The sequence below is a fragment of the Cryobacterium tepidiphilum genome, assembly GCF_003716325.1.
GTDB lineage: Bacteria > Actinomycetota > Actinomycetes > Actinomycetales > Microbacteriaceae > Cryobacterium > Cryobacterium tepidiphilum.
The window spans coordinates 1-24,630 of record NZ_RDSR01000025.1 but is presented as its reverse complement, the minus strand read 5'-3'; the positions used below and the strand labels follow the sequence as shown (position 1 = coordinate 24,630).

Below are 24,630 nucleotides of genomic sequence, written 5' to 3'. Positions count from 1 at the left end.
GGACTAGCGTTTAAGGGCGACCATGACCTCCCCACACCCTGACGACTATCCCCTCACCGAGCCGATTCCGGTGCACAGCGGCAAGCAGCCGTGGCGCCAGAGCCTGGAATCGCTCACGGTGCGCAATTACCGCATCTTCACGGCGTCCAACATCATCGCCATGACGGCGGTATGGATGCAGCGGATCGCGCAGGACTGGCTCGTGCTGCAGGTCACCGGGAGCGTCGCCGCCGTCGGCATCACCGTGGCGCTGCAGTTCGCGCCGATGCTGCTGTTCGGGCTTTACGGCGGCGTGATCGTCGACCGGCGCTCCAAGCGGATGCTGCTCATGCTCACCCAGGGCACCGCCGCCGTGCTGAGCGCGGTGCTGGCGGTGCTCGCCCTCACCGGCACCGTGGAGGTGTGGCACGTCTGGGTGATCGCGTTCGCGATCGGGCTCGTCACCGTGATCGACAACCCCGCACGGCAGGTCTTCGTGAACGAGATCGTCGGGCCGCGCTACCTGCGGAACGCCATCACGCTGAACTCCTCGGTGTTCCAGCTCGGCGGTCTCCTCGGGCCCGCCGTTGGCGGGTTCCTCATCGAGGCCGTGGGCGGCGGGTGGGCCTTCGCGATCAACGCGGTCGCCTGCGTCATCACGGTAATCACGCTCGCCCGGATGGACGCAGGCGCCCTGCACCTCACGCCGCCGGCCCCACGCGGCAAGGGCCAGCTGCGGGAGGGCCTCCGGTACGTCGTCGCCAAGCCCACGATCTTCTGGTCGATCCTCATGCTCGCGTTCCTCGCGGTGTTCACGCTGAACATGCCCGTGCTGCTGGCCGCGTACGCGTCGGAGGTCTACCGGGTCGGCGCCGGCGGCTACGGGCTCTTCAACTCGCTGGTCGCCGTGGGCGCGCTCGTCGGGGCCCTCGCCTGCACGCGCCGCGCCAACATCCGTTTGCGCACCGTGATCTACAGCGGCGGCTTCTATGCGCTCCTGCAGGCCGGCGCGGGGCTCATGCCCACCGAGATCGCGTTCGGCATCGCCCTGCTCGTGGTGGGGTTCACCAACCAGCTGTTCTTCACCGCGGGCAACCCGCTCGTGCAGATGTCGTCGAACATGCGCGTGCGCGGTCGGGTGATGTCGCTCTACGTGCTCGTGCTGCTGGGCGGCCAGTCGCTCGGTGGAGTCGTCATGGGCCGGCTCGTCGAATTCGCCGGGCCGCAGGTGGGGATGCTGGTGAGCGGCCTGGTGCCGGCCCTCGCGGCCGCCGTCATGGCCGTCATCATCGCCCGGCAGCACCACCTGCACCTGCCGATCCGGCTCCGCCGGCGCTGAGTAGGGTCAGGCGGAAGCCGAGGGTTCCCGCAGCTCGCGCCGGCCGCCGCGGAGAACGCCGACGAGGCTGATCGCCGACACGATCGCCCACACTCCTTCGAGGAGCAGGAAGCCCCACTGTGCTTCGAGCAGGGCGTTAATGGCAAGAATCGCCGACCCGACCGTGTTCAGCACCAGGTAACTGAGTGCCTTCTGATTGAGATAGCCCCACTGGGCCAGGGCGAACCCGGCCAGGACGAGGAGCGATCCGATGATCTGAACGAGTTGACTCATGACGACCTCCATCAAGCGTCGTCTTTTCTGGCCGGGTACGATGCTTCACTCGTCCGGGGTGCGATGCCGACCATCACGCCTCCGACAGCTTAACCGAGCGACCCAGCCGCGGCATCCGTCGCGACCCGGGGTAGCGTTGAAGAATGCGGCCCCGAATCTTTGTTGCCGTCGCCTGCCTCGCCGTCGCAACGCTCTGCGCGTCGTGCGAGAGCAATTCGGGGGCGGGCGGCGCGGCGTCCAGCGTGGGCCGTTCTCCGTCGGCGAGAGCAACGACTCCCGCAACGCCCACGCCCACGTCGTTGCCGACCGTGACGCCCACCCCAACGCCATCGCTCGCGGAAGCGACGCTCGCGCGCATGTCCGACGCGGAGAGGGTCGGCCAGCTGTTCATGATCGGCTGCCCGAGCACGACGGCCACGGATGCATGCCGTCGCACGATCCGCGCGGGGCACATCGGCGCGGTCATCCTCACGGGCAACAGCACACTGAGTATCGCGGGCGAGAAGAATGTGACGGCGGCGTTGCTGGCGGCGGCGCCCGCCGGTGTGCGGCTGTTCATCGCGACCGACCAGGAGGGCGGCCTCGTACAGCGGATGCAAGGGTCCGGCTTCACCGACATATCCTCGGCTGTCGATCAGGGTCAGTGGGCCACGGCAGACCTGCAGCGCGCCGCCACCACCTGGGGGCGGGAGCTGTGGGCGGCCGGCATCAACGTCGACCTCGCCCCTGTGCTCGACACCGTGCCGCCGGGCGTGGACAACGCGCCGATCGGCGAGCTCGACCGTGGATACGGCCACACGCCGGAAGTCGTGAGCCGGCAGGGCAATGCGGTCGCACAGGGCCTCGCGGCGGCTGGCCTCATCGCCGCTGCGAAGCACTTCCCCGGTTTGGGGCGGGTCACCGAGAACACCGACACGAGCGCGCACGTCGTCGACGACACGACCACGGCCGACGACCCGGCACTGCTCCCCTTCGTCACTGCGATCCGGTCGGGGGTCGCGTTCGTGATGATGTCCACCGCCGTCTACACGCGCATCGACGACAGCACGCCCGCCGCCTTCTCGCGGCCGATCGTCACCGGGCTGCTCCGCCACGACCTCGGTTTCGGCGGCGTCGTCATCAGCGACGACCTCGGCGCCGCCGAACAGGTCGCAGGCTATGCGGTCGCCGAGCGCGCGCTCAAATTCATCGCCGCCGGTGGTGACCTCGTGCTCACGGTCGATGCCTCTCAAGCCGAGGAGATGACATCCGCTGTGTTGAACCGCATGCGGTCGGATACGGCATTCCGTGAGCAGGTGGATGCCGCGGCGTTACGGGTGCTGGCTGCGAAGCAGGCGCACTCGCTGCTCTCGCCATAATCGGTGCTGCTGGCCGGTGACACGGGGACCGGACGGTCGTAACGTGGGCTCGAGCGTTGCTGACGCGCGCGCGGATTCTCACCGAGGAGCGTTCCATGAAGGTATTGCCCGGTCTGAAGCAGGTCGAACGTCTCGAGGATGCCGCGTGGCTCGATCCGCTCGCCAAGCCGCTGCGGCGGGTCGCGCGGGCGGCGCTGCGCACCCGGTGGCTCGCGGACATCCTGCACGGGGTGCCCTTCGGGCATCCGCTGCACCCGTCAGTGGTTCTGGTGCCGATCGGCGCCTGGTCGTCGGCCGCGATCCTCGATGCTCTTCCCGAGAACGAGCGTGCGTCGCGGCTGCTCGTGGCCGCGGGTGTGGCCGGCGCCGTTCCATCTGCACTGTCCGGCTATGCCGACTGGTCCAACCTGCTGAAGAAGCAGTCCCGTGTCGGGCTCGTGCACGCCGCGAGCAACTTCACCGCGGTCCTCCTCTATACCGCGTCGTTCGTGCAGCGCTCCCGCGGTCGGCAGGGCAGCGGCAAGGTGCTCGGATACGCCGGCTTCGGCGCGGTGATGGTCGGCGGCTTCCTCGGTGGTCACCTCGCCTACCGCCAGACGGCCGGCGTCAACCACACCTGGAATGTCGCCGGCGACGTCTCCCCCGGTTGGCACCGCGTCGGGATGCTCGACGAGCTTCCCGAGGGCCGGCTGCGCCACCTCACCCTCCACGAGGTACCGCTCGTGGCCCTGCGCACCGGGAACCGCGTGCAGGTGCTCGCCGACACGTGCAGCCACCTGACCGGCCCGCTGCACGAAGGCACGCTCATCCCCGGCACGTCGGCGACGGATGCCTGTGTGCAGTGCCCGTGGCACAAGAGCGTCTTCTCCCTCGCCACCGGCGAAGTCGTGCACGGTCCGGCGACGGCGCCCCAGCCCTGCTTCGAGACGCGCATCACCGACGGGGCCGTCGAGGTGCGCCTCCCTGCGGCGGGCTGACGCCGACAAATTTTTCAGCCAGGGACGCCCGCGAGACGTATCCTTGAAGCATGAAATACAGGGGCTTCGGGGCCTTTGTTGGTGTCGCATGCGTTGCCCTCTGCGTATCCTGCGTGGGAGCGCCGAGCGCGGGCGAAGTCGTTGCATCCACCGCCGCCTCCCCCAGCACCTCGACGAGCGCCCCGGCAGTGGCTGCCACTGTGCCCCCGTCGCCCGCTGATAAGGCGTTCGCCGCGATGACCGACGCGCAGCGCGTGGGCCAGCTGTTCATGATCGGCTGCCCGAGCATGAGCGTCAGCACGGACTGCCTGAACACGATCAAGGCTGACCACATCGGCTCCGTGATCCTCGACGGCAACAGCACGCTCAGCATCACGCAGGAGAAGGCGATCACGGCAGCCTTGCAACGGGTAGCGCCCGCTCACAACAAGCTGTTCATCGCCACCGACCAGGAGGGCGGGTATGTGCGGCGGATGCGCGGGTCCGGCTTCACCGACTACTCGACCGCCCTGGTGCAGGGCACCTGGTACACCGCGGACCTGCAGTACTGGGCGACCACCTGGGGCAAGCAGCTGAAGGCCGCGGGCATCAACGTCAACCTCGCGCCCGTGCTCGACACGGTTCCCCCCGGCGACACCCACAACCCGCCGATCGGCGACCTCGACCGTGAGTACGGCCACACGCCATCCATTGTGAGCACCCAGGGCAACGCCGTCGCACGTGGACTCGCCGCCGGCGGGGTGAGCGCGACCGTCAAGCACTTCCCGGGGCTCGGCAGAGTGACCGCGAACACCGACACCACCGCCGGAGTCACCGACCGCACGACCACGGCCACCGACGCGTACCTGCGGCCCTTCGCCGCGGCGATCAAGGCCAAGGTTCCGTTCGTCATGATGTCCACCGCCATCTACACGCGCATCGACGCCAAGAACCCCGCCGCCTTCTCCCGCACCATCGTGACCGGGCTGCTGCACAACACGATGGGCTTCCGTGGCGTCGTCATCAGCGACGACCTCGGGGCGGCGAAGCAGGTCGCGGCGTACTCCGTGGCGTCCCGTGCGACGCGCTTCATCGCCGCGGGCGGCGACATGGTGCTCACCGTCAACGTGAAGCAGGCGCACACGATGACCACGGCAGTCCTGGTGCGCATGAAGACGGATGCCGCGTTTAAGAAGCAGGTCTACGCGGCGGCCCTGGTGGTCCTGAAGTCGAAGCAGGCGCGAGGGTTGCTCGCCTGAAGGTACCGCGGCCGCGAGTGTCAGTCGGTGCCCAGCATATCCACCCGGCGCTGCGGAGAACGCCAATAATTAGGACCCGCGCATGGTTGACCGCCGGCCGTCGAGTAGCAGGGCGTGTCTGCGCTTCGAGTTGAGCGTCCATAGCAAGGAGCGCCGGCCGACCTTACAACGCTCCGCTCCCCGGGTCAACCTCAACCGCTGCACTTGTGAGCCTTCTGCTCGGCGCCAATCCGTCAACGGCATTCTCGCGAAACCCGATGCCATCGAGGGGCGGTTCAACGATCGTGCCCGGATGGTCCGGAATTACTCCCACGGCATTCTCGAAGAGTTTCGCTACTTCATTCGGATAGTTCTCCGCCCACTGGGTCAGAAATGCACGCGCCACGGTCTGCCCTGCCAGAAAGTCCAGGTCTTCCCCGATTTGCTCAAAAATTAAGTGCGGGTCCCGATTCGTCAACAATCGGCTACGAACGGCTGTCGCGACGCGTTGCTGATCGGTTGTTCGGAGACCCAAGTTGAGCGCGAGTCGAGCGGCGATTGTGTCTAGCTTTGCGGCTACAGCCGTCGCGACATGGATCTCCGGGTCGGCCGCCCCGGGGAACGCGTATACGTGATGTGTCGGATCGGTTTCGTTCGGGACATCGCCATCAACGATGCCCATCGCCTTAAAGGGAATGCTGGGGTTCTGGTTATGCGCAAGCGTGAGCCTCCGAACGTTTCCGGCACCGCCAAGCTGATGCACTTCCACGCCAAGCATCGAGACACCTACCCGTCTTGCAAAGTCTCGGAACGCAGCGATCGCCATCTCCTCGCCGAAATCGTCCTCGACAAATATCGCGAACGACGCGTTTACTTCGCCAGTGAGCGTTCGAAGGGTATTGACGTCCAGTTTGCCCTGAGTAAGCACGCCGTTAGCACACGACCAGACTCCCTCGTCAGGAAGTGGTGCCAGCGCATCATTCGAATGGGTCGTGAAGATAACCTGGCACGCCTTGCGTCGAGCTACGTCGATGAGATACTCAACCAGTCTTCGCGCCGCGACCGGATGCAGACCATTTTCGATCTCCTCAATGACGATCAGCGAACCATCAGGACTCTCTTCAATATCGCGAACGATCCGAATCACGCTCGCTTCACCAGCGCCAAAGTGAAACTCGGAGTATGCGTCACCCGAAGTAGTTCGAGCAGCGTAAAGCTGCTTGTCACCCTTCTTGTTCCCATCAACCAGCAGGTACTTCTGAGCTTCCTTTCCGAGAATCGCCTCAACCGCTTCGATTGTCTCCTTAGAGAGCACGGTCTCACCAAAGCCCTTGAAGGAGCCGCCGATGAAACTGGCGAGGTCGTTGCGCTCGGTCGCAGGAAGCGTGCGTGCGATTCCAAATGTCAGGATTTTCCGCTTAACCGCATTCCGGTTCCACTTCGACTTCGGGTAGCTCGCCGTTCGGCTGATTGGCTTTCGATTCTCGAGAATGTCATATTCAATTCGCCAGTCCACCATGCTCTTGTCGTAGACACCGCTCTTCGCAAAGTACTGTCGCGGCTTTACTTCGTGGTGGATTAGCGCCGCCGCTCCTAGGACTGTCGATTTTCCCCCGCCGTTGGGGCCGACCAATGCAGTTACGGGGAAATCGAAGCGAATGTGCGCGTCTCGGTACGAGCGCAAGTGAGCCAGATTCATAGACACCAGATACGTGTCGTACGCTCGACGGGAAACGCGCTTGATTAGGTCCGCTCGTTCCGAGTCGCGAATTTCGGAGCTGTCTCGTGTACCCAGTGCCATAGTGGAACGCTACCGGCTAGCCGATTAGGTGGCTCGTCGACACTCCCACTTGGCACGGGCCCCCCTTGACCGGTTCACACTCGTCCAGACGCCCAGTGGATCGGGTAGTGCCCAGCCAATTTTGCGGAAGATATTGGGGTGTTACTTGGTGCAAGTAGGAGAACTCGGGCAGTCGCTACCACCTAGATAGCTTGACCAGGGAGAGGTAAGCCCGAAGCGCTGCGACCCCACGAAGTCGCGAGTAGCTAGATACCGGTAGTGACCGTCAAGACGGCCGACGAGCTCGACGCAAGCCCTGGTAGCCCACGCAAGGTGCCCCTGGAGGGACTCGAACCCCCAACCCTTTCCTTAGGACGGAACTGCTCTTCCATTGAGCTACAGAGGCTGACCCCGAAAGCCTACCGGGTCACAACGGAGGGCGTCAGGCCGGCGGGTACAGGAACAGGTTGACGTCGCCGGCCGGGATGGTGCGTGTGTTGTAGGTGTGGCTGCCGCCCCAGTTGTACTCCTCGAGCGACACGGTGCCATCGTCGTTAACCGACTGCACGTAGGCCACGTGGTTGTAGTCGAACCATGCGACAGCGCCGACGACGGGCGTGTCGCTGGTAGCCCATCCGTGATTCTGCCAGGCGCTGGCCCACGCGGAGGCGTCGCCGCCACCGGGCGTCAGGTTGCTCCACGTGAAGCGCCACGGGCTGCCGGTCGACCCGGCGTCGCGGTTGAGGCGCCACGCCACGAAGTCGACGCACTCGCGGTAATAGTAGCCGAGCGGGGAGAGCCCACCGCCGGCGAAGTCGGGAGTCTCGTAGGGCCACGGGTAGTCGTCGCCCTCGGCACGCACGCCGTAAACCGACCAGGCGCCCTCCGACGAGCTCGCGAGTTCCGCCGCCTGCTCAGCCGCTTCCTGGGCTGCCGCCGCTTCTGCCGCCGCCTCAGCCGCGGCCTTCTTCGCCGCCAGTTCCTCGGGCGTCGTCGCCGAGAACCCGTCGCGTGCCACGGTGACCTTGGCCGCCGACGCTGCGACGGTCACGCCCTGGGCCGGCGCAGACGCCGACGTTCCCTGCGTCACGGGCGACTCCCCCGGCGCGAACGCATACGCGGGCAGGCCGGCCGTGAGGAAGATGCCGGGGATCGCCACAATCGTGAGGGCGCTGATCACCGGGTGACGGCGCTTGGCCCGGGCCTGGCGAACGGATGCCGCGGGCGGCGTTTCCGACGCAACGGATGCCACCGGCGCGGGTGCCTCGGATTCCCGCGAGACCGTCATGGGCGCGGAATCCGCCGCATGTTCCCGTTTGACCGTCGAGCGTTTCGCCGTCGACCGCTCGCGCTGTTCGCGCAATTCGCGTCGGGAGGGGAAGGCGTTCAACTCTGCCGAGGGTTCGGCAGAACCGGTAGGGCCGGTTTGGGTCACAGGTGGATCCTCCGGGGTAGTTCGTGGGACCCCCCAACCCTATGTCACAGGTAACGATTGCATAAACCCTCGCGCCGAAGGATCTTCACCCCCCGTTCGGAGGGATTAGCGATTCTTCACGCGGCGTTCAGGCGGCCGGAACCAGGTAGGCGTCCCAGTCGCGTAGCGGCTGCTCCACCCCACGCACGGCCCATGCGCCGCCGTGGGGAACGGTCGGCGTGAACAGCATGCTCCAGCCGACCTCGGCCGGCGTCTGGTCGCCCTTCGCGTTGTTGCAGCGCAGGCAGCACGCCACGAGGTTCTCCCAGCTGTCCCTGCCGCCGCGGGAGCGCGGCAGCACGTGGTCGATGGTGTTGGCCGTGAGGCCGCAGTAGCAGCATCGGCGCGCGTCCCGGCGCAGCACCCCCTGGCGGCTCACCGGCGCGGGCCGGGTTCGGGGGATGCGCACATACCGGGTCAGCAGGATCACGCTGGGCCGCTCCCACAACCCGGTTGCAGACCGCACCGGATGCCCGGCGTCGGCCTGCACGATGGTGGCCTTGTCATTCATCACCAGCACGAGCGCCCGTTTGAACGACACGACAGCCAGCGGTTCGTACCCGGCGTTGAGGACCAGTGTGCGCATGCTCTCCCTTTCGAACCAGGCTGGACGGCTTCCAGCCATTCGAACTACGGCCTGTGTCGGCGAGGCGTCGGCATGCGGGCAAACAAAAAGGGCGCTGTCACAATGACAACGCCCGAACGGCAAGGTGACCCGGTCACCTGACACCGTTCTGTTTGGCCGCCCGGCCGGCACGACTCGTTTCCGCACGGGCCCATGGGGTGGGTCGTGCGGGACGGGCGTATCGGCAGTTCCAACGACTCGCAGAACATCAGGCACTCAGGTTAACGCACAATCGGCGCGCCGCGAAGAGCTGGCGCGCCGCATCCGTTGTTCGTGCGCGCGATCGGCGGGTCGAACGCCGTTGCGCGGGCTGAATTCAACCCGCGCAACGGCGTTCACACCGCGCAGCTCGCCAGCGCCTCAGATGCCGAGGCGCACGATGTAGTAGTCGTCGGTCCAGAGCGGCTGCACACGAACGGATGCGCCTTCGTACGGCGCGTGCAGAATGTTGCCGTTCCCGGCGTAGAAGCCGTCGTGCCCGTCCATGATCACGAGGTCACCCGGCTGCGCGTCCGCGCGGTCGATGCGCGTGCCGGCCGCGGCCTGCCCGCTCGCCGAGTGCGGCAGGCTGATGCCGTACTGGGCGTACACGTACATCACGAAGCCCGAGCAGTCGAAGCCCGCGGGCGTCGCGCCACCGAAGACATAGGGAACGCCTTGGTACTGCGACGCCGTGCCGTAAACCGAGCCGAGGTCGAAGTCGGGGTGCGCCGGCGCGGCCAGGTAGTCGTCGACCGATGGCCCGGTGTACGACGAGGCGTAGGAGCTCATCTGCTCCGTCGCCGCCTCGCGCTGCCGCTGCGCCTCCTCGGCCGCTGCGGCCTCGGCGGCGGCAGCCGCTTCTGCGGCGGCCTTCGCCTTCGCGCGCGCCACGAGTTCCTCGTGGGTGGTGGCGCTGAAGCCGTCGCGGGCGACGGTCACGGTCGCCGCACGGGCGTTGACCTCCACTGTCTGCGCGCCGTCCTTCGCCAGCTGCGTAGACTCGCTGGCACCGAACCGCGCCTGGTCGGACCCAGGCGTGAACGCGTAGGCGGGGATGGCCATCGTGGCGACGATGCCGCCGGCCAGGCTCATCACGACCAGGTTGCCCACCATCCGCTTGCGCGATGGGCGCGGCGCCGAGCGTCGCGGGGCGGAGTCGGTGGGGAGCTTTTCAATGGTGTTGCGTGTCGGGTCGATCCCGTTGCGGGACCGCGTGCTACCTGAAAATGCCAATGTGCGAACCTCCAGCGCCCCAGCGACGACACGTCGTCACCCCGTCCAATGCGCTTATCGCTTGAGCTTTCCGGAGCAAGAGACGGGCCGAGAAGGCGTCTTGATCCGGGTCCCGGTGCCGTGTGCTGGCCGGTGGGACGTCTAGACGTTACGTGTTCGTTACCGTTTTGTCATCCTTAAGGCGGACAAAAACTAACGAATCGGTAACGTTTCCCCGGAAACTCTCAGGTTCAGACGGTGATTTCGGGTGTCGCGACGAAAATGTGGCTCGCGATCTCGCTGGGCAGTTCGAGCCCCTCACCGAAGCCGTCGACCTGCGCGAGCACAGCGGAACCAGCCGCTGTGAACTCCCCCGTGTTTCCGGGCATCACGCCGCACTCGCGCAGCTGGGCGAGCAGTTCCGGGTCGAACTGCACCGGTTCGGCGAGACGACGGATGACGGCGCGCACCGGTTGCCGGGAGCCTGCGACGAGGTCGACGCTGCTGGTGACCCCCGTCATGAACGAGTCGGCGGGCGTGTGCCCGAGCTCCTCGAGGCCCGGGATGGGGTTGCCGTACGGCGACTCGGTCGGGTGCCCCAGCATCTCCAGGATCTTGCGCTCGACCTGCTCGCTCATCACGTGCTCCCACCGGCACGCCTCGTCGTGCACAAACTCCCACTCGAGCCCGATGACGTCGCTGAGCAGCCGCTCGGCGAGCCGGTGCTTGCGCATGACGTGCACGGCCTTGCTGCGGCCGGAAGGCGTGAGCTCGAGGTGCCGGTCGCCCGACACCACGACGAGACCGTCGCGCTCCATGCGGGCGATGGTCTGGGAGACGGTGGGCCCGGAGTGTCCGAGGCGCTCGGAGATGCGCGCCCGCAGCGGGATGATCCGCTCCTCTTCGAGGTCGAGGATGGTGCGCAGGTACATCTCGGTGGTGTCGATCAGATCCGTCATCCCCAGCCTCCCGCTCGCCCGGTGCACAGCCTCGCCCGCGCTCGCTCAACCCTACCTGCCGGGATCGAGCAACTAGAATCGGCTCATGGCGCCCCTGACTATTCCTTCTGAACTGCTGCCCGCCGACGGACGATTCGGCTGCGGCCCGTCCCGCATCCGAACGGAGCAGTTGGACCACCTCGTCGCCTCCGCCGGCATCCTCGGCACCTCGCACCGCCAGGCATCCGTCAAGGACCTCGTCGGTCGCGTGCGCAGCGGCGTCGGCGAACTGCTCGGTGCGCCGGAGGGCTACGAGGTCATCCTCGGCAATGGCGGCTCGACGGCGTTCTGGGATGCCGCGGCGTTCTCGCTCGTCGAGAAACGCAGCCAGAACCTCGTCTTCGGCGAGTTCGGCCAGAAGTTCGCAGCGGCCGTGAAGACGCCGTTCCTCGAGGCCCCCGACGTCATCAGTGCCCCGGCTGGTTCGCGCAGCCGGCCGAGCCCCACCCAGGGCGTCGACGTGTACGCGTGGCCGCAGAACGAGACCTCCACCGGCGTCATGGCGCCGGTCACCCGCGTCGACGGTGACCCGGGAGCCCTCACGGTGATCGACGCCACCAGCGCCGCCGGCGGCATCGACTTCGACGCCAGCCAGGCGGACGTCTATTACTTCGCCCCGCAGAAGAATCTCGCCTCCGACGGCGGTCTCTGGCTCGCCCTGTTCTCCCCCGCCGCGATCGAGCGCGTGGAGCGTGTCGCCGCGAGCGGCCGGTACATCCCCGAGTTCCTCAGCCTCACCAACGCGATCAGCAACTCCCGGCTCAACCAGACCCTGAACACCCCGGCCCTTGCCACCCTGCTGCTGCTGGAGAGCCAGCTGGACTGGATCAACGGCAACGGCGGGCTCAGCTGGGCGTCGGAGCGCACGCAGGCGTCGTCATCCGCCCTGTACCGCTGGGCGGAGGGCGTTGACTATGCGACCTCGTTCGTGGCCGACCCGGCCGACCGCTCGCAGGTGGTCGTCACGATCGACTTCGACGACGCCATCGACGCGGGCGCGATCGCCAAGACCCTGCGGGCCAACGGCATCGTCGACACGGAGCCGTACCGCAAGCTGGGCCGCAACCAGCTGCGCATCGCGACGTTCACGACGATCCCGACGTCCGACGTCGAGCAGCTCATCAGGTCGATCGAGTTCGTGGTGGAGAACACCGCGCGCTAACGCTCCCCTCTTATGCAGAAGAGCCCGGGCCGCCACAACGGCGCCCGGGCTCTTCTCGCGTCAGGAGGTCACTTGTCGCGCTCGTCGGACTCGTCGCTGACGGAGTCGTCGTCCTCGGATTCGTCGTCGTCGTGCTGGGCAAAGTCGATGCCGTCGAGCTCGTCGTCACCGTGGTCGCCGTCGAGGTCGTCCTCGTCGACTTCGTCGTCCAGGTCGTCGAGTTCGTCGACGTCATCCTCGTCGAGGTCATCTTCGTCGAGGTCGTCGTCCTCGTCGTCGGCCGTCGCTTCAGCCGCCTGGGCGGCTGCGAGCTCCTGCGCGGCACGGTAGTCGGCGAGGCGCTCCGACCACGGCACCCAGTCGGGTGCGAGCATGGCGCCCTCACCGGGGGTGAGCTCGGTCTCGAGAACGAACGCCGGGGCGTCGTCGTCGATGCGCGACAGGCTCACCGTCCAGTGCCACCCCGGGTAGCCGGGCAGCGTGCACGCGAAATACAGCGACAGCACGTGGTCTTCCAGCGCGCGGTGCCCCACGGGCTCGCCGATCGTGTCGGCCGGCGTGATGTCGAGAAGCGCCGCCCGGGCGAGGTCGACGGCGCCGAGCAGCACGGCATCCGTTTTCGGTTCGGGCAGGGCGGATGCGTCGACCTCGGCAGGGTCAGCGACCGCGTCAGTGTGAGCGTCAGTGCCAGTGTGAGCGTCAGTGTCTGCGGCCGGGACTGCGTCGGTCTCCGCGTCAGACATCCAACTCCTCGGCGACCTTTCGCAGAACGGCCGCGATCTTCTTGCTGTGCGCACTGTCGGGGTAGCGGCCGCGACGCAGGTTCGCGCCGATGCCATCGAGCAGCTTCACGAGGTCTTCGACGATGATCGCCATGTCGTCAGCGGGCTTGCGGCTCATCTTCGCCAGGCTCGGCGGCGCCTCGATGACCCGCACCGACAGCGCCTGCGCACCGCGCTTGCCATCGGCGATGCCGAACTCGACCTTGCTCCCGGCCTTCACGCTGGCTCCCGCGGGCATGGCGGATGCGTGCAGGAAGACTTCCTGGCCGTCATCGGAGCTGATGAAGCCGAAGCCTTTCTCCTCGTCGTAGAACTTGACCTTGCCGGTGGGCATGTGAACCTCGCTGCGTTTCAGGGCGCGCTGAACTGCGCGTCATATGCCTCCAGCTTAGGCGGTTTGCCGTTGCCGCGCCTGAGTATCCTTATGATGTGACCAGCCAAACCCCGCGTGCCGCCGACGTCGTCGAACGGGTGCTGGCGTACGCCATCGCGGCGCTCGTGGTGCTGTCCCTGATCGCGTTCGTCGCCGACATTGCGGGCACCGCTTCGGGGGCCTCCGCCGACAATGGTTTCGGCCAGGGCCTCTGGCCGATGGTGCTGATCTTCCCGCTCCTCGCCCTGCCCCTCGGGTTCCTCCTGGTGATCACGTTGCTGGTGATGAGCTTCGTCCGCCGCGGCCGCGAAGCACGAATGAACCGGCAGTAGCCCGCGCATGCTGACCTTGGCGACGCGACTTCGGGCCTCCGAAGACCATGCGTTGCGCCGCGCCGTGCGGGTGCGCGACCTTGGCGGCAGCGGCATCCGCGACTTCTTCGACCTCGCCGAGGCGTTCCTTTCCCCCGACGCGCTGCAGCAGGCCTTCACCGGCCTGGAGCGTTTCACGCTCGCCGTGCTGGCGGTGGCCGCCGAGCTCGACGCTCAAGCTGCGGGTGCCGAGACGGCCGGTGCGGCGGCCCCGGAACTCGCCGCGATCGCGGGCCGGCTCGCAGAGCTGCGCGGCGCATCCGTCGCCGTGACCGACGTGCGGGCGCATGCTGCCCTGCTCGACGACATGTTCCTCGGCGTGCTCGACGGCGACCGCTTCTCCCCGTATGCCGCGGCCGCCCAGCGCCTGGCGGCGTGGCCCACGGAGGTCCTGCCCGGCACCCGGGAGCTCGCCGCCGACCGTGGCGAGAAGGCCTCGCCGACGCCTGATGCGTCCGACGTGGAGGTCGCCGACAGGCTGGCCGCCGAGCGCGCGTTCGCGGTGGTCTCCTCGATCACCGAACTCGTCACCGGCCTGGCCCGGGAACCGGTGCGGGAGCTCAGCCGCGGCGGCCTCGGCCTCCCCGATACCCGCCGCCTCGCCGAGATCATGGCCGTCGAGCCGGAGTCGGTGGCCCCGCTCGTGGCCATCGCCCGCAATGCGGGACTCGTGGGGCTCATCGACGGGCAATGGGTCGAGACAAACGCCGGCGAAGCATGGCTCCGCGAGGGCAGCGCCGCCCGCTGGGCCACGGTCGCCGCCGCCTGGAATACGGCCCTCCCCGAGAACCTGCGGCCGGTCGTGCCCACCGCGGCGGGGTCCGGCTGGGGCGACGCGCTGCGCGCGTCGACCGCGTGGCAGTACCCGGCGGGCGGGCAGCGGATGCGCGACCAGGTCGACGAGATCGCCCGCGACGCCGCGCTGCTCGGCATCACCGCCCGCGACATCACCAGCACCGCCGGCGCCGCCGTCCTCGCCGGCGACCACGGGGCCGCCGCCCTGACGATCAGTGCCTTCCTGCCTCCGGAAGTGGAGCAGGTGTACCTGCAGAACGACCTCTCGGTCGTCGCCCCGGGGCCGATGGCACCCGCCATCGATGCCCGCCTGCGGCTGCTCGCCGACGTGGAGAGCCGCGAGCTGGCGTCGAGCTATCGCATCTCCGCGGCATCCGTGAACCGGGCCCTGGCCGCCGGCGAGACCGCGGACTCCCTGCTCGACTTCCTGCGCGGCATCTCGCTCACCGGCATTCCGCAGCCGCTGGAGTATCAGATCCGCGAGGCGGCGTCCCGCTACGGAAAGGTGCGCGTGGGCACCGTCCGGCCCACCCGCGGCGGCGACGGGCCTCCGGCCCAGAGTTACGTTCGCTCCGGCGACGCGGTGCTCCTGCGTACCATCAGCGTCGACCAGTCCCTCGCCTCGCTCGGGCTCGTACGCGACGGCGACCGTCTGGTCAGCCGGTTCCCGGCGGAGCCGGTGTTCTGGGCGTTGACGGATGCGAAATACCCGGTCGCCGCCGAGAACGCGGACGGTGAGGTGCTGCGTCTCCGCCGCCACCAGCCGGGGAGCGCGCCGAAGGCATCCGTTGCCGACCCAGCCGCCGCGCTCGTGGAGAAGGTGCGCGCGAGCGACGGTGACGGCGACACGGGCCAGGCCTGGCTGGTCAAGCAGCTGGAGGCCGCCATCCGCACCCGCCAGGCGGTGACGGTGAACATCGCCATGCCCGACGGCGTGGTGGTGGACTACCTCCTCGAGCCGGCCAGCATCGGCGGCGGCCGCTTCCGGGCGAAGGACCGCCGGGCGGACATCGAGCGCACCGTGCCGCTCTCCAGCGTCATCAGCATCACCGTCGCCCCGTGACCCCGACCCCGAGCCCCCGCGCCCCCGCTTCCCCGCGCCCCATCCACTCCCCCACCCCTGCACGCGAGGGAGCAGTATCTGTCGCTATGAGTCGCTCTTTCCAGCAGTTTCTGCTCACTCGCGTCACGGAATGGGCGGCCAGGGCGGGCGGGAGTGCGCACTGCCGTAGAATTGGCCCTTATGTCTGACGGGCCCCTGATCGTCCAAAGTGACCGAACCGTTCTGCTCGAGGTCGCGCACCCCGACGCCGAAGACGCACGCCACGACCTCGCGGTCTTCGCCGAGCTCGAGCGCGCGCCGGAACACATCCACACCTACCGCATCACCCGGCTGGGTCTCTGGAACGCCCGCGCTGCGGGGCACGAGGCGAGCGACATGCTCGCAACCCTCGAGAAGTACTCCAAGTTCCCGATCCCGCAGACGGTGTCGGTCGACATCGCCGAAACGGTGGGACGGTACGGCCGGCTCGTGATCGAGCGCGACGACGAGGGCCAGCTGGTGCTGCACAGCACCGACGAGGCCGTGCTGCGGGAGATCTCCCACGCCAAGCGCATCTCGCCACTGCTGATCGGGCATCCGTCGCCCGACACCTACCTCGTCGAACCGTGGGCACGCGGGCAGCTGAAGCAGGAGCTGGTGAAGCTCGGCTGGCCGGCCGAAGACCTCGCGGGCTACACGCCCGGCACCCCGCACCCGATCGACCTCGTCGAAGACGGCTGGGCGCTGCGCGACTACCAGCACAAGGCGGTCGACAACTTCTTCGTCGGCGGATCGGGCGTTGTGGTGCTGCCCTGTGGGGCGGGCAAGACGCTCGTCGGTGCCGGCGCCATGGCGACCGCGAAGACCAACACGCTGATCCTCGTCACCAACACGGTGTCGGCCCGGCAGTGGCGCGACGAGCTGCTGAAGCGCACCACGCTCACACCCGAGGAGATCGGCGAGTACTCGGGCCAGATGAAAGAGGTCAAGCCGGTCACGATCGCGACGTACCAGATCCTCACCGCCAAGCGGAAGGGCGAGTACGCGCACCTGGCCCTGCTCGACGCCATGGACTGGGGGCTCGTCGTGTACGACGAGGTGCACCTGCTCCCGGCGCCGGTCTTCAAGCTCACGGCCGAGCTGCAGGCCCGCCGGCGGCTCGGCCTCACCGCGACGCTCGTGCGGGAGGACGGCCGGGAGGGCGACGTGTTCAGCCTCATCGGCCCCAAGCGCTTCGACGCGCCGTGGAAGGAGATCGAGGCGCAGGGCTACATCTCCCCCGCCGCCTGCTACGAGGTGCGCGTGGACCTGCCGCACGACGAGCGCCTCAGCTACGCCGCCGCGCCCGACGACGAGCGTTACCGCATGGCCGCGACCGCGCCGGCCAAGCTCGCCGTCGTGAAGGAGCTCGTCGAGCGCCACCGGGGCGAGCGCATCCTGGTGATCGCGCAGTACCTCGACCAGATCGACGAACTGGCGGATGCGTTGGGCGCGCCCCGGCTCACCGGCTCCACCCCCGTGGACGAACGGGAACGGCTCTATCAGGCGTTCCGGGTCGGCGAGGAGAACGTGCTCGTCGTCTCGAAGGTCGCGAACTTCTCGGTCGACCTGCCGGAGGCGACCGTCGCCATCCAGGTCTCCGGGTCGTTCGGCTCACGGCAGGAGGAGGCCCAGCGCCTCGGCCGGCTGCTGCGTCCGAAGGAGTCGGGGCTGTCGGCGAACTTCTACACGCTCGTCGCGCGCGACACCGTCGACCAGGATTTCGCGCAGAACCGGCAACGCTTCCTCGCCGAGCAGGGCTACAGCTACACCATCCTCGACTCGCACAACCTCGAGGCCGCCTGACCCTCCTCGTCCCAGGGGGGTGCGAGGGTAGGCGGGTCAGCGGATGCGGCGGTAGCGCAGGAAGAGCATGTCGCCGGCCGGGATGGCGTGCACGAGCTGCATGTCGCGGGTGGTCTGCGGGCCGCCGCGGGCGATGCGTCCGGCCGGTCCGCCTTCGAGCTTGGGGCTGAGCGTCAGGCAGAGCTCGTCGACGCAGTCGACCGTGACCAGCGAGCCGAACAGGTGCGGTCCGCCCTCGCACAGCACCTGGGTGAGCCCGCGCGCGGCCAGCTGGGTGAGCATCTCCGGCGCGTCAAGCGAGTCCTCCCCGCACACGAGCACGTCGGCCACCTCCCCCAGGCGCTTCCGCCGGTCGGCGGGCGCCGACGCGGGAACGATCAGGATGGGCCGCGTCACCGATTGGGTGAAGAACGGATGCGCCGGGTCGAAGTCGAGTTCCGCCGACACGACCGCAACGGGCGGCTGCTCACTCAGACCGTGGTCGGCTCGCCACGCCACGTCCTCCGCGGACAGCTCGACCCCGGTGTAGCCCTCGACGCGCACCGTGCCCGCCCCGACGACGATCACGTCGGCGAGCAGCCGGAGGGTGTCGAAGACCAGCTTGTCGTCGGCATTGCCCAGACCGCCGCTGCGGCCGTTTTCGGTGGCGGCACCGTCGAGGCTGCTGATGAAGTTCGCGCGCAGCATCGGGGTGTCCCGGTCCTCCACGCGGTAGCGTTCGATCAACGAGGTTCGCTCCAGCATCATCACTCCAGGTTGTGGCGCAGGTAGGCGGGGTCGCGGAAGCCGAGGATCGCCTCGGTCATGCGCACGGCTTCGACGGCGGCGGCGACGTTGTGCATCCGAACGATACGCGCGCCCTGCATGATACAGAAGACCGCGGCGGCCAGGGAGCCGTTCACGCGCTCCCCGCGGGCCCGGTCGAGGGTCTCGCCCACGAAGTCCTTGTTCGAGACGGCGACGAGGGTCGGCAGCCCGAGTGTCGTGATCTCGCCGAGCCGCCGCGTGAGCTCCAGGGAATGCAGGGTGTTCTTGTTGAGGTCATGCCCCGGGTCGATGACGATCCGCTCCAGGGGGACGCCGTAGCTGAGCGCCCGGTCGACCCGGTGCAGGAGAAAACCGGCCACCTCGGCGACGACGTCGTCGTATTGCGGCGCCGGGTACGGCATCCGCGGCTCGGCCAGGCTGTGGGTGATCACGAGCGTCGCGTCGCTGTCGGCGACAACTTCGGCCATGGCCGGATCGTGCAGGCCGGTGGTGTCGTTGATGACGTGGGCGCCGGCGCTGATCGCTGCGAGCGCGACCTCCGGGTGGAACGTGTCGATGGAGAGCACGGCGCCCGATCCGCGGAGGGCCTCGACGACGGGAACGACCCGGTCGATCTCCTCGGCGATCGGCACGGCAAACCCCGGAGCGAATTTCACCCCGCCGATGTCGACCCAGTCCGCCCCGTCGGCGATCGCCTTCCTCGCGGCGGCGACGGCGGCATGCAGGCTGTCGGTGGCACCGCGGTCGTAGAACGAGTCGGGCGTGCGGTTGACGATGGCCATCACGGCCACCTGCCGCGAGAAGTCGAACAGCCGGCCGCCGATGCGCCGCTTCGGCCGCGTCAGCTCGGGCAGGAGCAGCGCGGGCGCGGGAGCAGCATCGGGCGGAACGGCCATGTCAGTTCCCTTCGTCGGCGCCCACCGGGCTCAGCAGGTCCTCGAGTGCCATGCTCTCATCCTGGAGGCGGGCGGCGTCGACCGGCACCCGCTCACGGATCAGTCTCTGCACGGTCTCGTTCACGTCCCACACGTTCACGTTCATGCCGGCGACCACGCGCGAGTCCTTCACCCAGAAAGCGATGAACTCGCGGCCCTCGACGTCCCCGCGGAAGACGACCTCGGCATCCGCGGCGAGCACGCCGTAGCCGGAGTACTCCATGCCGAGGTCGAACTGGTCGGTGTAGAAGTACGGGATCTCGTCGTAGCTCACCTCGGCGCCGGCCATCGCCCGGCCCGCCGCGGCGCCGGCGTTCTCGGCGTTGGCCCAGTGCTCGATGCGGATGCGCCGGCCCAGAACCGGGTGATAGACCGAGGCGACGTCGCCGACGGCGTACACGTCGGCATCCGTTGTCTGGAAGGAGGCGTCGGTGACGATGCCGTTGTCGACCTCGAGGCCGGCCGCCTCGGCGAGCCCGCTGTTGGGGATGACGCCGATGCCGAGCACGACGACATCGGCCGGGACGACGTCGCCCGACGCGGTGCGCACACCGGTGACGCCGCGAGCGTCGCCCAGCAGCGCATCGACGTCGGTGGAGGAGCGCAGGTCCACCCCGTGCTCGCGGTGCAGCCCGGCGAAGACGTGGCCGACACGCTCGCCGACGGCGGCGGCCAGCGGCACCGGTTCGTGGCCGAGCACGGTGACGCTGTTGCCGTAGCCGAGCGCTGTGGCGGCGACTTCGAGCCCGATCCAGCCCGACCCGACGACGACCACGCGCCGGTTCCCTGGCGACAGGGCAGCCCGAAGCGCCGAGGAGTCGGCCACGGTGCGCAGGTAGTGCACGCCCGGCAGCTGCGCTCCTTCGCCGCCGAAGCGCCGGGGCGTGGCGCCGGTGGCGAGCAGGAGCTTGTCGTACCGCCGCACCTCGCCCGAGACGAGCGTCAGCTCGTGGCTGCCCGGCGAGAGCGCGGATGCCTCGTGGCCGCGCAGTACCTCGATGTCCTGCTGGGCGTACCAGTCGGCTGGGTGCACGAAGACGCTGTCGCGATCGGCGCCGCCCTGCAGGTACTCCTTCGACAGCGGCGGCCGGATGTACGGGTAGGCGTCCTCCGCGGCGACGATCACCACCCGACCGGTGAACCCCTCACCGCGGATCGCTTCGGCCGCCCGGGCGCCGGCGAGCCCGCCGCCCACGATCACGAATGTCTGTTGCTCAGCCATGATTTCTCGTCTCCTCTTCGAGTCGCCCTGCGCCTGCAGCCCTTATGCCTGCAGGCCGCACAGAGTGAAGAATTCCTCGCGCGTACGCCGGTCATCCTTGACCGCGCCCAGCAGCGTCATCGTGCGGGTGCGCGACCCGCTGCTCTGCGCCCCGCGCAGCGACATGCACATGTGCTCGGCCTCGATCACCACGCCCACGCCGCGCGCTGCCAGCTGCGCCTGCAGCCAGTCGGCGGTCTGCCGGGTCAGCCGTTCCTGCACCTGCAGGTTCCGCGCGAAGTGCTCCAGAGTGCGGGCGAGCTTCGACAGGCCGAGGATCCGCTCCCCGGGCAGGTAGCCGATGTGCGCGACGCCCTGGAACGGCAGCAGGTGGTGCTCGCACAGGGAGTGGAACGGGATATCGCGCACGACCACGAGTTCGTCGTAGCCCTCGTCGTTGGGGAAGGTGGTGAGGGCGAACTCGCGGGGCGTGAGCATCTCGATGAACGCGTCCGCGACCCGCCGCGGGGTCTCCCGCAGGTTCACCTCCGTGGTGTCCCGCCCGAGCGCGCGCAGCAGGTCGGCCACGGCCGCCGCCGCGCGTTCCCGGTCGGGTTCCTGGCGACCGGGCAGCGGATGCCGTCGGCCGGCCGGGCGCTCGGCGTGCGGTGCGCTCCGCACGTCCGTCAGGGCGGCGATCTCCGCCACTTCGGCCAGTTCGACGATCTCCGAGATCTCTGCGAGTGACACGATGGCCCCTTTCTCCGCTGTTATTGGCGACGTTAGATCCGCGTCATTCTTTTGTCAAGTTTTTTTGATTTTAGAGTTAGGCTGGGGGCATGAACGGCGCACCAGGTTCCGATCCCCCTGTGAACGACCAGGCGCGGCCAGCGGATGCCGTGCCGGCTCCCCCGCTGACGGAACGGGTCGAGGCGGTCACCGCGCTCGCCGACCCGACGCGGCTCGCGCTCTACACCTACGTCAGCCGCAGCCCGGAACCGGTCAGCCGCGACACGGTGGCGCAGGTGCACGACCTGTCACGGAGCACCGCGGCGTTCCATCTCGAGCGGCTCGCCGCAGCGGGCCTCCTCGACGTGGAGTACCGGCGCACCAACGGCCGGAGCGGCCCCGGTTCGGGTCGGCCGACCAAGCTCTACCGTCGCGCCACCGGCGAGGTGCTCCTGTCACTGCCCCAGCGCCACTACGACCTGGCCGGCGACCTTCTCGCCGGCGCGGTCGAGCGGTCCGCCGAGACCGGCGCGCCGGTACGCGAGACCCTGCGGGAACTCGCGGCGGCCGAGGGCCGGGCGCAGGGCGCCGTCGCCGCCTCCCTGCCGGAGGCGCTGGAGGAGAACGGGTTCGAGCCGCTCCCTGAGGGCGCCGACATCGTGCTCGGCAACTGCCCCTTCCACCGCCTCGCGCAGGACCACACGGCCGTGGTGTGCGAGATGAATCTCTGGCTCGTGCGCGGCATGGCCGAAGGCGCCCGTGACACCGGATGCCGCGTGGAGAACGACCCGGGGGCTGCGGGCTGCTGCATCCGGATCAGTCCCGACCCGGATGACAGGCACACTGAAGGTTCACAGCATAGATCCAGCTGACGCGCAGATACTGGAGCCATGACTGACGGCCCCCGTATTCTGATCGTGGACGACGAGCCCAACATCCGTGACCTGCTCACCACCAGCCTGCGCTTCGCCGGATTCGCCGTGCGCGCCGTGGGCAACGGCGCCCAGGCCATCTCAGCGGTGCTGGAAGAAGAGCCCGACCTCATCATCCTCGACGTCATGCTGCCTGACATGAACGGTTTCGGCGTCACCAAGCGCCTCCGCTCGGCCGGTTACACGGCCCCTATCCTCTTCCTCACGGCGAAGGACGACACCGAGGACAAGATCACCGGCCTCACGGTCGGCGGCGACGACTATGTGACCAAGCCGTTCAGCCTCGACGAGATCGTGGCGCGCATCAAGGCCATCCTGCGCCGCACCATGCACGCCGACGAAGACGCGGTCATCCGCGCCGGCGAGTTGACCATGGACCAGGACACCCACGAGGTGCTGGTCGGCGACGTTCCCATCGAGCTCAGCCCGACCGAGTTCAAGCTGCTGCGCTACCTCATGCTCAACCCCAACCGGGTGCTGTCGAAGGCCCAGATCCTCGACCACGTGTGGGAGTACGACTTCAACGGTGACGCCGGGATCGTCGAGTCGTACATCTCCTACTTGCGGCGCAAGGTCGACGCGCACTCCAGCGAGCCGCTGATCCAGACCAAGCGCGGGTTCGGGTACATGCTGAAGGCCGCCAAGGCATAGTCCCAGCTTGTTCTCGTAGGTTAAACGGGATGCACGAGTCACTCACCGAGCGCTGGAGCCGGATCTCCCTCCGCACGAAGATCACCGGGGTCACGGTCCTCCTGCTCACGCTGGGCCTCCTCGTCTCCGGCATCGGCACGATGGCGATGCTCCGGGTCAGCGCCATCCAGCAGCTCGACGAGCGCTTGCAGGCGGAGGCGCAGAACGTGCTCCAGTCGTCGGGCACCGACAGCGTGCAGCCGGAGTACTTCGTCGCCCTCTACGACGAGCATGGGAAGCTCATCACCCGCACCTGGCAGGACCGCCCGAGCGCCGAGCTGCCCAAAGTGACGATCCCGCTCGACCTGGTGTCGATCACCAAGCTCGGCGGCCGGGTGCAGTCGCTCTACAACGCGCCCCACGACACCGAGTTCCACGCCGTGGCCGTGCCCGTGACGATCAGCTCGCAGGGCACCCTCGGCACCCTGGTGCTGGCCATCTCACTGGCGCCCACCGAGAACACCATGGCGACGTATCTCACGATCTTCCTCGGCTTCGGCGTCGGCGTCGTGATCGTGGGGGCGCTGCTCACACGCCTGCTCGTGACCACCACCTTCCTGCCACTGCGAGAGGTGGAGCGAACCGCCGCCGCGATCGCCGACGGCGACTTCAGCCAGCGACTCGGCGGCGCCACGCCCAACACCGAGGTCGGTCGCCTCAACCGCTCGCTGAACACCATGCTCAACCGCATCGACCGGGCGTTCAAAGACCGTGCGCGCACCATCGACCAGATGCGCCGGTTCGTGGGCGACGCGAGTCACGAACTCCGCACTCCGCTGGTGTCGGTGCGCGGCTACGCGGAGCTGTACCGCATGGGCGCGCTCCAGTCCACCGAGGACGTCGCCCAGGCGATGGAGCGCATCGAGAAGGAAGCGATCCGCATGGGCGGCCTCGTGGAGGACCTGCTCGAACTCGCCCGCCTCGACGAGACGAAACCGCTGGTGCTGACCCCCGTCGACCTGGTGCCCCTGGCCCGGGACGCGGCCCTCGACGCCATGGCGTCCTCCCCGGGTCACACCGTCACCGTTGTGACCGCCGGGCAGGACGAGTTCGGCGAAACCGCGGAGATACCGGCCATCGAGCTGGCGAACTCCACCGGCGACCTCACCCGGCTGACCGCCCAGGTGCGGGAGGAGATCGGCACGCAGGACACTCAGCAGCCTTCAGGCAAGCAGCCCGATCGCCGCGAGAACGCAGCCGCGGCGAAGCCCGGCGCCAAGCTCGGCCTCTTCCGCGGGCGCAAGCCGCGCCGTCCCGACGAGCCTGCCGCCCGCGCATCCGCTGTCACCGACGCGCCGTTCGAGTCGGAGGCCGTGCCGGCCATCGTCATGGGCGAGGAGAACAAGATCCGGCAGGTGATCACCAACCTGATGGGGAACGCGCTGCGGTTCACGTCGGCCGACTCCCCCATCGAGCTGGTCGTCGCCGTCGATGCGCGGCACCAGCGCGCCTCCATCGCCGTCGTCGACCACGGCGAGGGCATTCCGCCGCAGATCCGGGAGAAGATCTTCCAGCGCTTCTGGCGCGCCGACACCTCCCGCACGCGCGAGACCGGCGGCAGCGGGCTCGGCCTGGCCATCGTCGCGTCGATCGTGGCGAGCCACAACGGCAGCGTCGAAGTGCTCGAGACCCCCGGCGGCGGCGCGACCTTCCGCGTCTGGTTCCCCCTCGCCGGCTCGCCCGCCGCCCCGCAGTCCCTCGCGGCCGCTCCCTCCGCCTCCTAGCCCGCGCGCGAGTGCGCGCTTGATGTCGCCCGCCAGCTCCGAAGGCGGCAGTTAGCCCGCACTCGCG

Annotated in this window: 23 protein-coding genes, 1 tRNA gene and 1 riboswitch; of the genes, 11 read left to right on the top strand and 13 right to left on the bottom strand. The window is 68.5% G+C overall.

The window, feature by feature from the left end:
- Positions 1-22 precede the first annotated feature (22 nt).
- On the top strand, positions 23-1,318 hold the full coding sequence (locus EEJ31_RS12595; protein ID WP_199727350.1) for an MFS transporter: 1,296 nt from the start codon (positions 23-25) through the stop codon (positions 1,316-1,318).
- A 6-nt stretch (positions 1,319-1,324) separates the two neighbouring features.
- Here EEJ31_RS12595 and EEJ31_RS12590 read toward each other — a convergent pair whose 3' ends face one another.
- Complete coding sequence (locus EEJ31_RS12590; protein ID WP_123046669.1) at positions 1,325-1,591, bottom strand: CBU_0592 family membrane protein; 267 nt, start codon at positions 1,589-1,591, stop codon at positions 1,325-1,327.
- 12 nt (positions 1,592-1,603) lie between these two features.
- Positions 1,604-1,673: riboswitch (guanidine-III (ykkC-III) riboswitch) on the bottom strand.
- 61 nt (positions 1,674-1,734) lie between these two features.
- Here EEJ31_RS12590 and EEJ31_RS12585 point away from each other — a divergent pair.
- From EEJ31_RS12585 to EEJ31_RS12575, 3 genes are all read left to right on the top strand, one after another.
- Entirely contained in the window at positions 1,735-2,949 is a 1,215-nt protein-coding gene (locus tag EEJ31_RS12585) for a glycoside hydrolase family 3 N-terminal domain-containing protein (protein ID WP_123046641.1), read from the top strand.
- Between the two features lie 95 nt (positions 2,950-3,044).
- Positions 3,045-3,926 (top strand): Rieske 2Fe-2S domain-containing protein, encoded by an 882-nt coding sequence (locus EEJ31_RS12580; protein WP_123046640.1) that lies wholly within the window; start codon positions 3,045-3,047, stop codon positions 3,924-3,926.
- A 236-nt stretch (positions 3,927-4,162) separates the two neighbouring features.
- The gene (locus EEJ31_RS12575; RefSeq protein ID WP_158603957.1) at positions 4,163-5,164 is read left to right on the top strand and encodes a glycoside hydrolase family 3 N-terminal domain-containing protein; all 1,002 of its coding nucleotides are present in this window, start codon (positions 4,163-4,165) and stop codon (positions 5,162-5,164) included.
- 163 nt (positions 5,165-5,327) lie between these two features.
- Here the strand turns inward: EEJ31_RS12575 and EEJ31_RS12570 are convergent, their stop codons facing one another.
- The 6 genes from EEJ31_RS12570 to EEJ31_RS12545 all read right to left on the bottom strand — a co-directional run bounded on the left by EEJ31_RS12570 (position 5,328) and on the right by EEJ31_RS12545 (position 11,175).
- A complete protein-coding gene (locus tag EEJ31_RS12570) occupies positions 5,328-6,944 on the bottom strand; it encodes an ATP-dependent nuclease (RefSeq protein WP_123046638.1) in 1,617 nt (538 codons plus the stop codon).
- 313 nt (positions 6,945-7,257) lie between these two features.
- A tRNA-Arg gene (locus EEJ31_RS12565) sits at positions 7,258-7,329 on the bottom strand.
- A gap of 36 nt (positions 7,330-7,365) precedes the next feature.
- Positions 7,366-8,211 (bottom strand): CHAP domain-containing protein, encoded by an 846-nt coding sequence (locus tag EEJ31_RS12560; protein WP_123046637.1) that lies wholly within the window; start codon positions 8,209-8,211, stop codon positions 7,366-7,368.
- Between the two features lie 274 nt (positions 8,212-8,485).
- Positions 8,486-8,983 (bottom strand): HNH endonuclease, encoded by a 498-nt coding sequence (locus EEJ31_RS12555; protein WP_123046636.1) that lies wholly within the window; start codon positions 8,981-8,983, stop codon positions 8,486-8,488.
- Between the two features lie 399 nt (positions 8,984-9,382).
- A complete protein-coding gene (locus EEJ31_RS13785) occupies positions 9,383-10,237 on the bottom strand; it encodes a C40 family peptidase (RefSeq protein ID WP_233563885.1) in 855 nt (284 codons plus the stop codon).
- Positions 10,238-10,467: 230 nt separating this feature from the next.
- Positions 10,468-11,175, bottom strand: a complete 708-nt coding sequence (locus EEJ31_RS12545; RefSeq protein ID WP_123046635.1) for a metal-dependent transcriptional regulator — start codon at positions 11,173-11,175, stop codon at positions 10,468-10,470.
- Between the two features lie 85 nt (positions 11,176-11,260).
- Here EEJ31_RS12545 and serC point away from each other — a divergent pair, with 85 nt between their 5' ends.
- A complete protein-coding gene (gene serC / locus EEJ31_RS12540) occupies positions 11,261-12,376 on the top strand; it encodes a phosphoserine transaminase (RefSeq protein ID WP_123046634.1) in 1,116 nt (371 codons plus the stop codon).
- Between the two features lie 68 nt (positions 12,377-12,444).
- On the opposite strand, the gene EEJ31_RS12535 is transcribed toward serC, so the two are convergent.
- On the bottom strand, positions 12,445-13,119 hold the full coding sequence (locus EEJ31_RS12535) for a DUF3027 domain-containing protein (RefSeq protein WP_123046633.1): 675 nt from the start codon (positions 13,117-13,119) through the stop codon (positions 12,445-12,447).
- Complete coding sequence (locus EEJ31_RS12530; RefSeq protein ID WP_123046632.1) at positions 13,112-13,492, bottom strand: cold-shock protein; 381 nt, start codon at positions 13,490-13,492, stop codon at positions 13,112-13,114. Before EEJ31_RS12530 ends, EEJ31_RS12535 begins: the two co-directional genes overlap by 8 nt.
- Positions 13,493-13,587: 95 nt before the next feature.
- Here EEJ31_RS12530 and EEJ31_RS12525 point away from each other — a divergent pair, with 95 nt between their 5' ends.
- The 3 genes from EEJ31_RS12525 (at position 13,588) to EEJ31_RS12515 (ending at position 17,584) form a co-directional block, all read left to right on the top strand.
- A complete protein-coding gene (locus EEJ31_RS12525; RefSeq protein WP_123046631.1) occupies positions 13,588-13,863 on the top strand; it encodes a hypothetical protein in 276 nt (91 codons plus the stop codon).
- Positions 13,864-13,870: 7 nt separating this feature from the next.
- A complete protein-coding gene (locus tag EEJ31_RS12520; RefSeq protein ID WP_123046630.1) occupies positions 13,871-15,760 on the top strand; it encodes a helicase-associated domain-containing protein in 1,890 nt (629 codons plus the stop codon).
- Between the two features lie 180 nt (positions 15,761-15,940).
- The gene (locus EEJ31_RS12515) at positions 15,941-17,584 is read left to right on the top strand and encodes a DNA repair helicase XPB (protein WP_123046629.1); all 1,644 of its coding nucleotides are present in this window, start codon (positions 15,941-15,943) and stop codon (positions 17,582-17,584) included.
- A gap of 36 nt (positions 17,585-17,620) precedes the next feature.
- Here the strand turns inward: EEJ31_RS12515 and EEJ31_RS12510 are convergent, their stop codons facing one another.
- The 4 genes from EEJ31_RS12510 to folE are packed head-to-tail and all read right to left on the bottom strand — an operon-like array spanning position 17,621 to position 21,238.
- Positions 17,621-18,331 (bottom strand): pyrimidine reductase family protein, encoded by a 711-nt coding sequence (locus EEJ31_RS12510; protein WP_123046628.1) that lies wholly within the window; start codon positions 18,329-18,331, stop codon positions 17,621-17,623.
- Entirely contained in the window at positions 18,331-19,248 is a 918-nt protein-coding gene (gene folP, locus EEJ31_RS12505) for a dihydropteroate synthase (RefSeq protein ID WP_123046627.1), read from the bottom strand. The genes EEJ31_RS12510 and folP overlap by 1 nt, the downstream gene beginning before the upstream one ends.
- A 1-nt stretch (position 19,249) precedes the next feature.
- The gene (locus EEJ31_RS12500; protein ID WP_199727349.1) at positions 19,250-20,509 is read right to left on the bottom strand and encodes an NAD(P)/FAD-dependent oxidoreductase; all 1,260 of its coding nucleotides are present in this window, start codon (positions 20,507-20,509) and stop codon (positions 19,250-19,252) included.
- A 42-nt stretch (positions 20,510-20,551) separates the two neighbouring features.
- A complete protein-coding gene (folE, locus tag EEJ31_RS12495; RefSeq protein ID WP_233563884.1) occupies positions 20,552-21,238 on the bottom strand; it encodes a GTP cyclohydrolase I FolE in 687 nt (228 codons plus the stop codon).
- 89 nt (positions 21,239-21,327) lie between these two features.
- Between folE and EEJ31_RS12490 the strand changes: the two genes are divergently transcribed.
- From EEJ31_RS12490 to EEJ31_RS12480, 3 genes are read left to right on the top strand one after another with little or no spacing between them, the layout of a single operon-like run.
- Entirely contained in the window at positions 21,328-22,089 is a 762-nt protein-coding gene (locus EEJ31_RS12490; RefSeq protein ID WP_123046625.1) for a helix-turn-helix transcriptional regulator, read from the top strand.
- An 18-nt stretch (positions 22,090-22,107) separates the two neighbouring features.
- On the top strand, positions 22,108-22,800 hold the full coding sequence (locus tag EEJ31_RS12485; RefSeq protein WP_123046624.1) for a response regulator transcription factor: 693 nt from the start codon (positions 22,108-22,110) through the stop codon (positions 22,798-22,800).
- Between the two features lie 29 nt (positions 22,801-22,829).
- Positions 22,830-24,563, top strand: coding sequence for a sensor histidine kinase (locus tag EEJ31_RS12480; protein ID WP_123046623.1), 1,734 nt, complete (start codon positions 22,830-22,832; stop codon positions 24,561-24,563).
- Positions 24,564-24,630 lie beyond the last annotated feature (67 nt).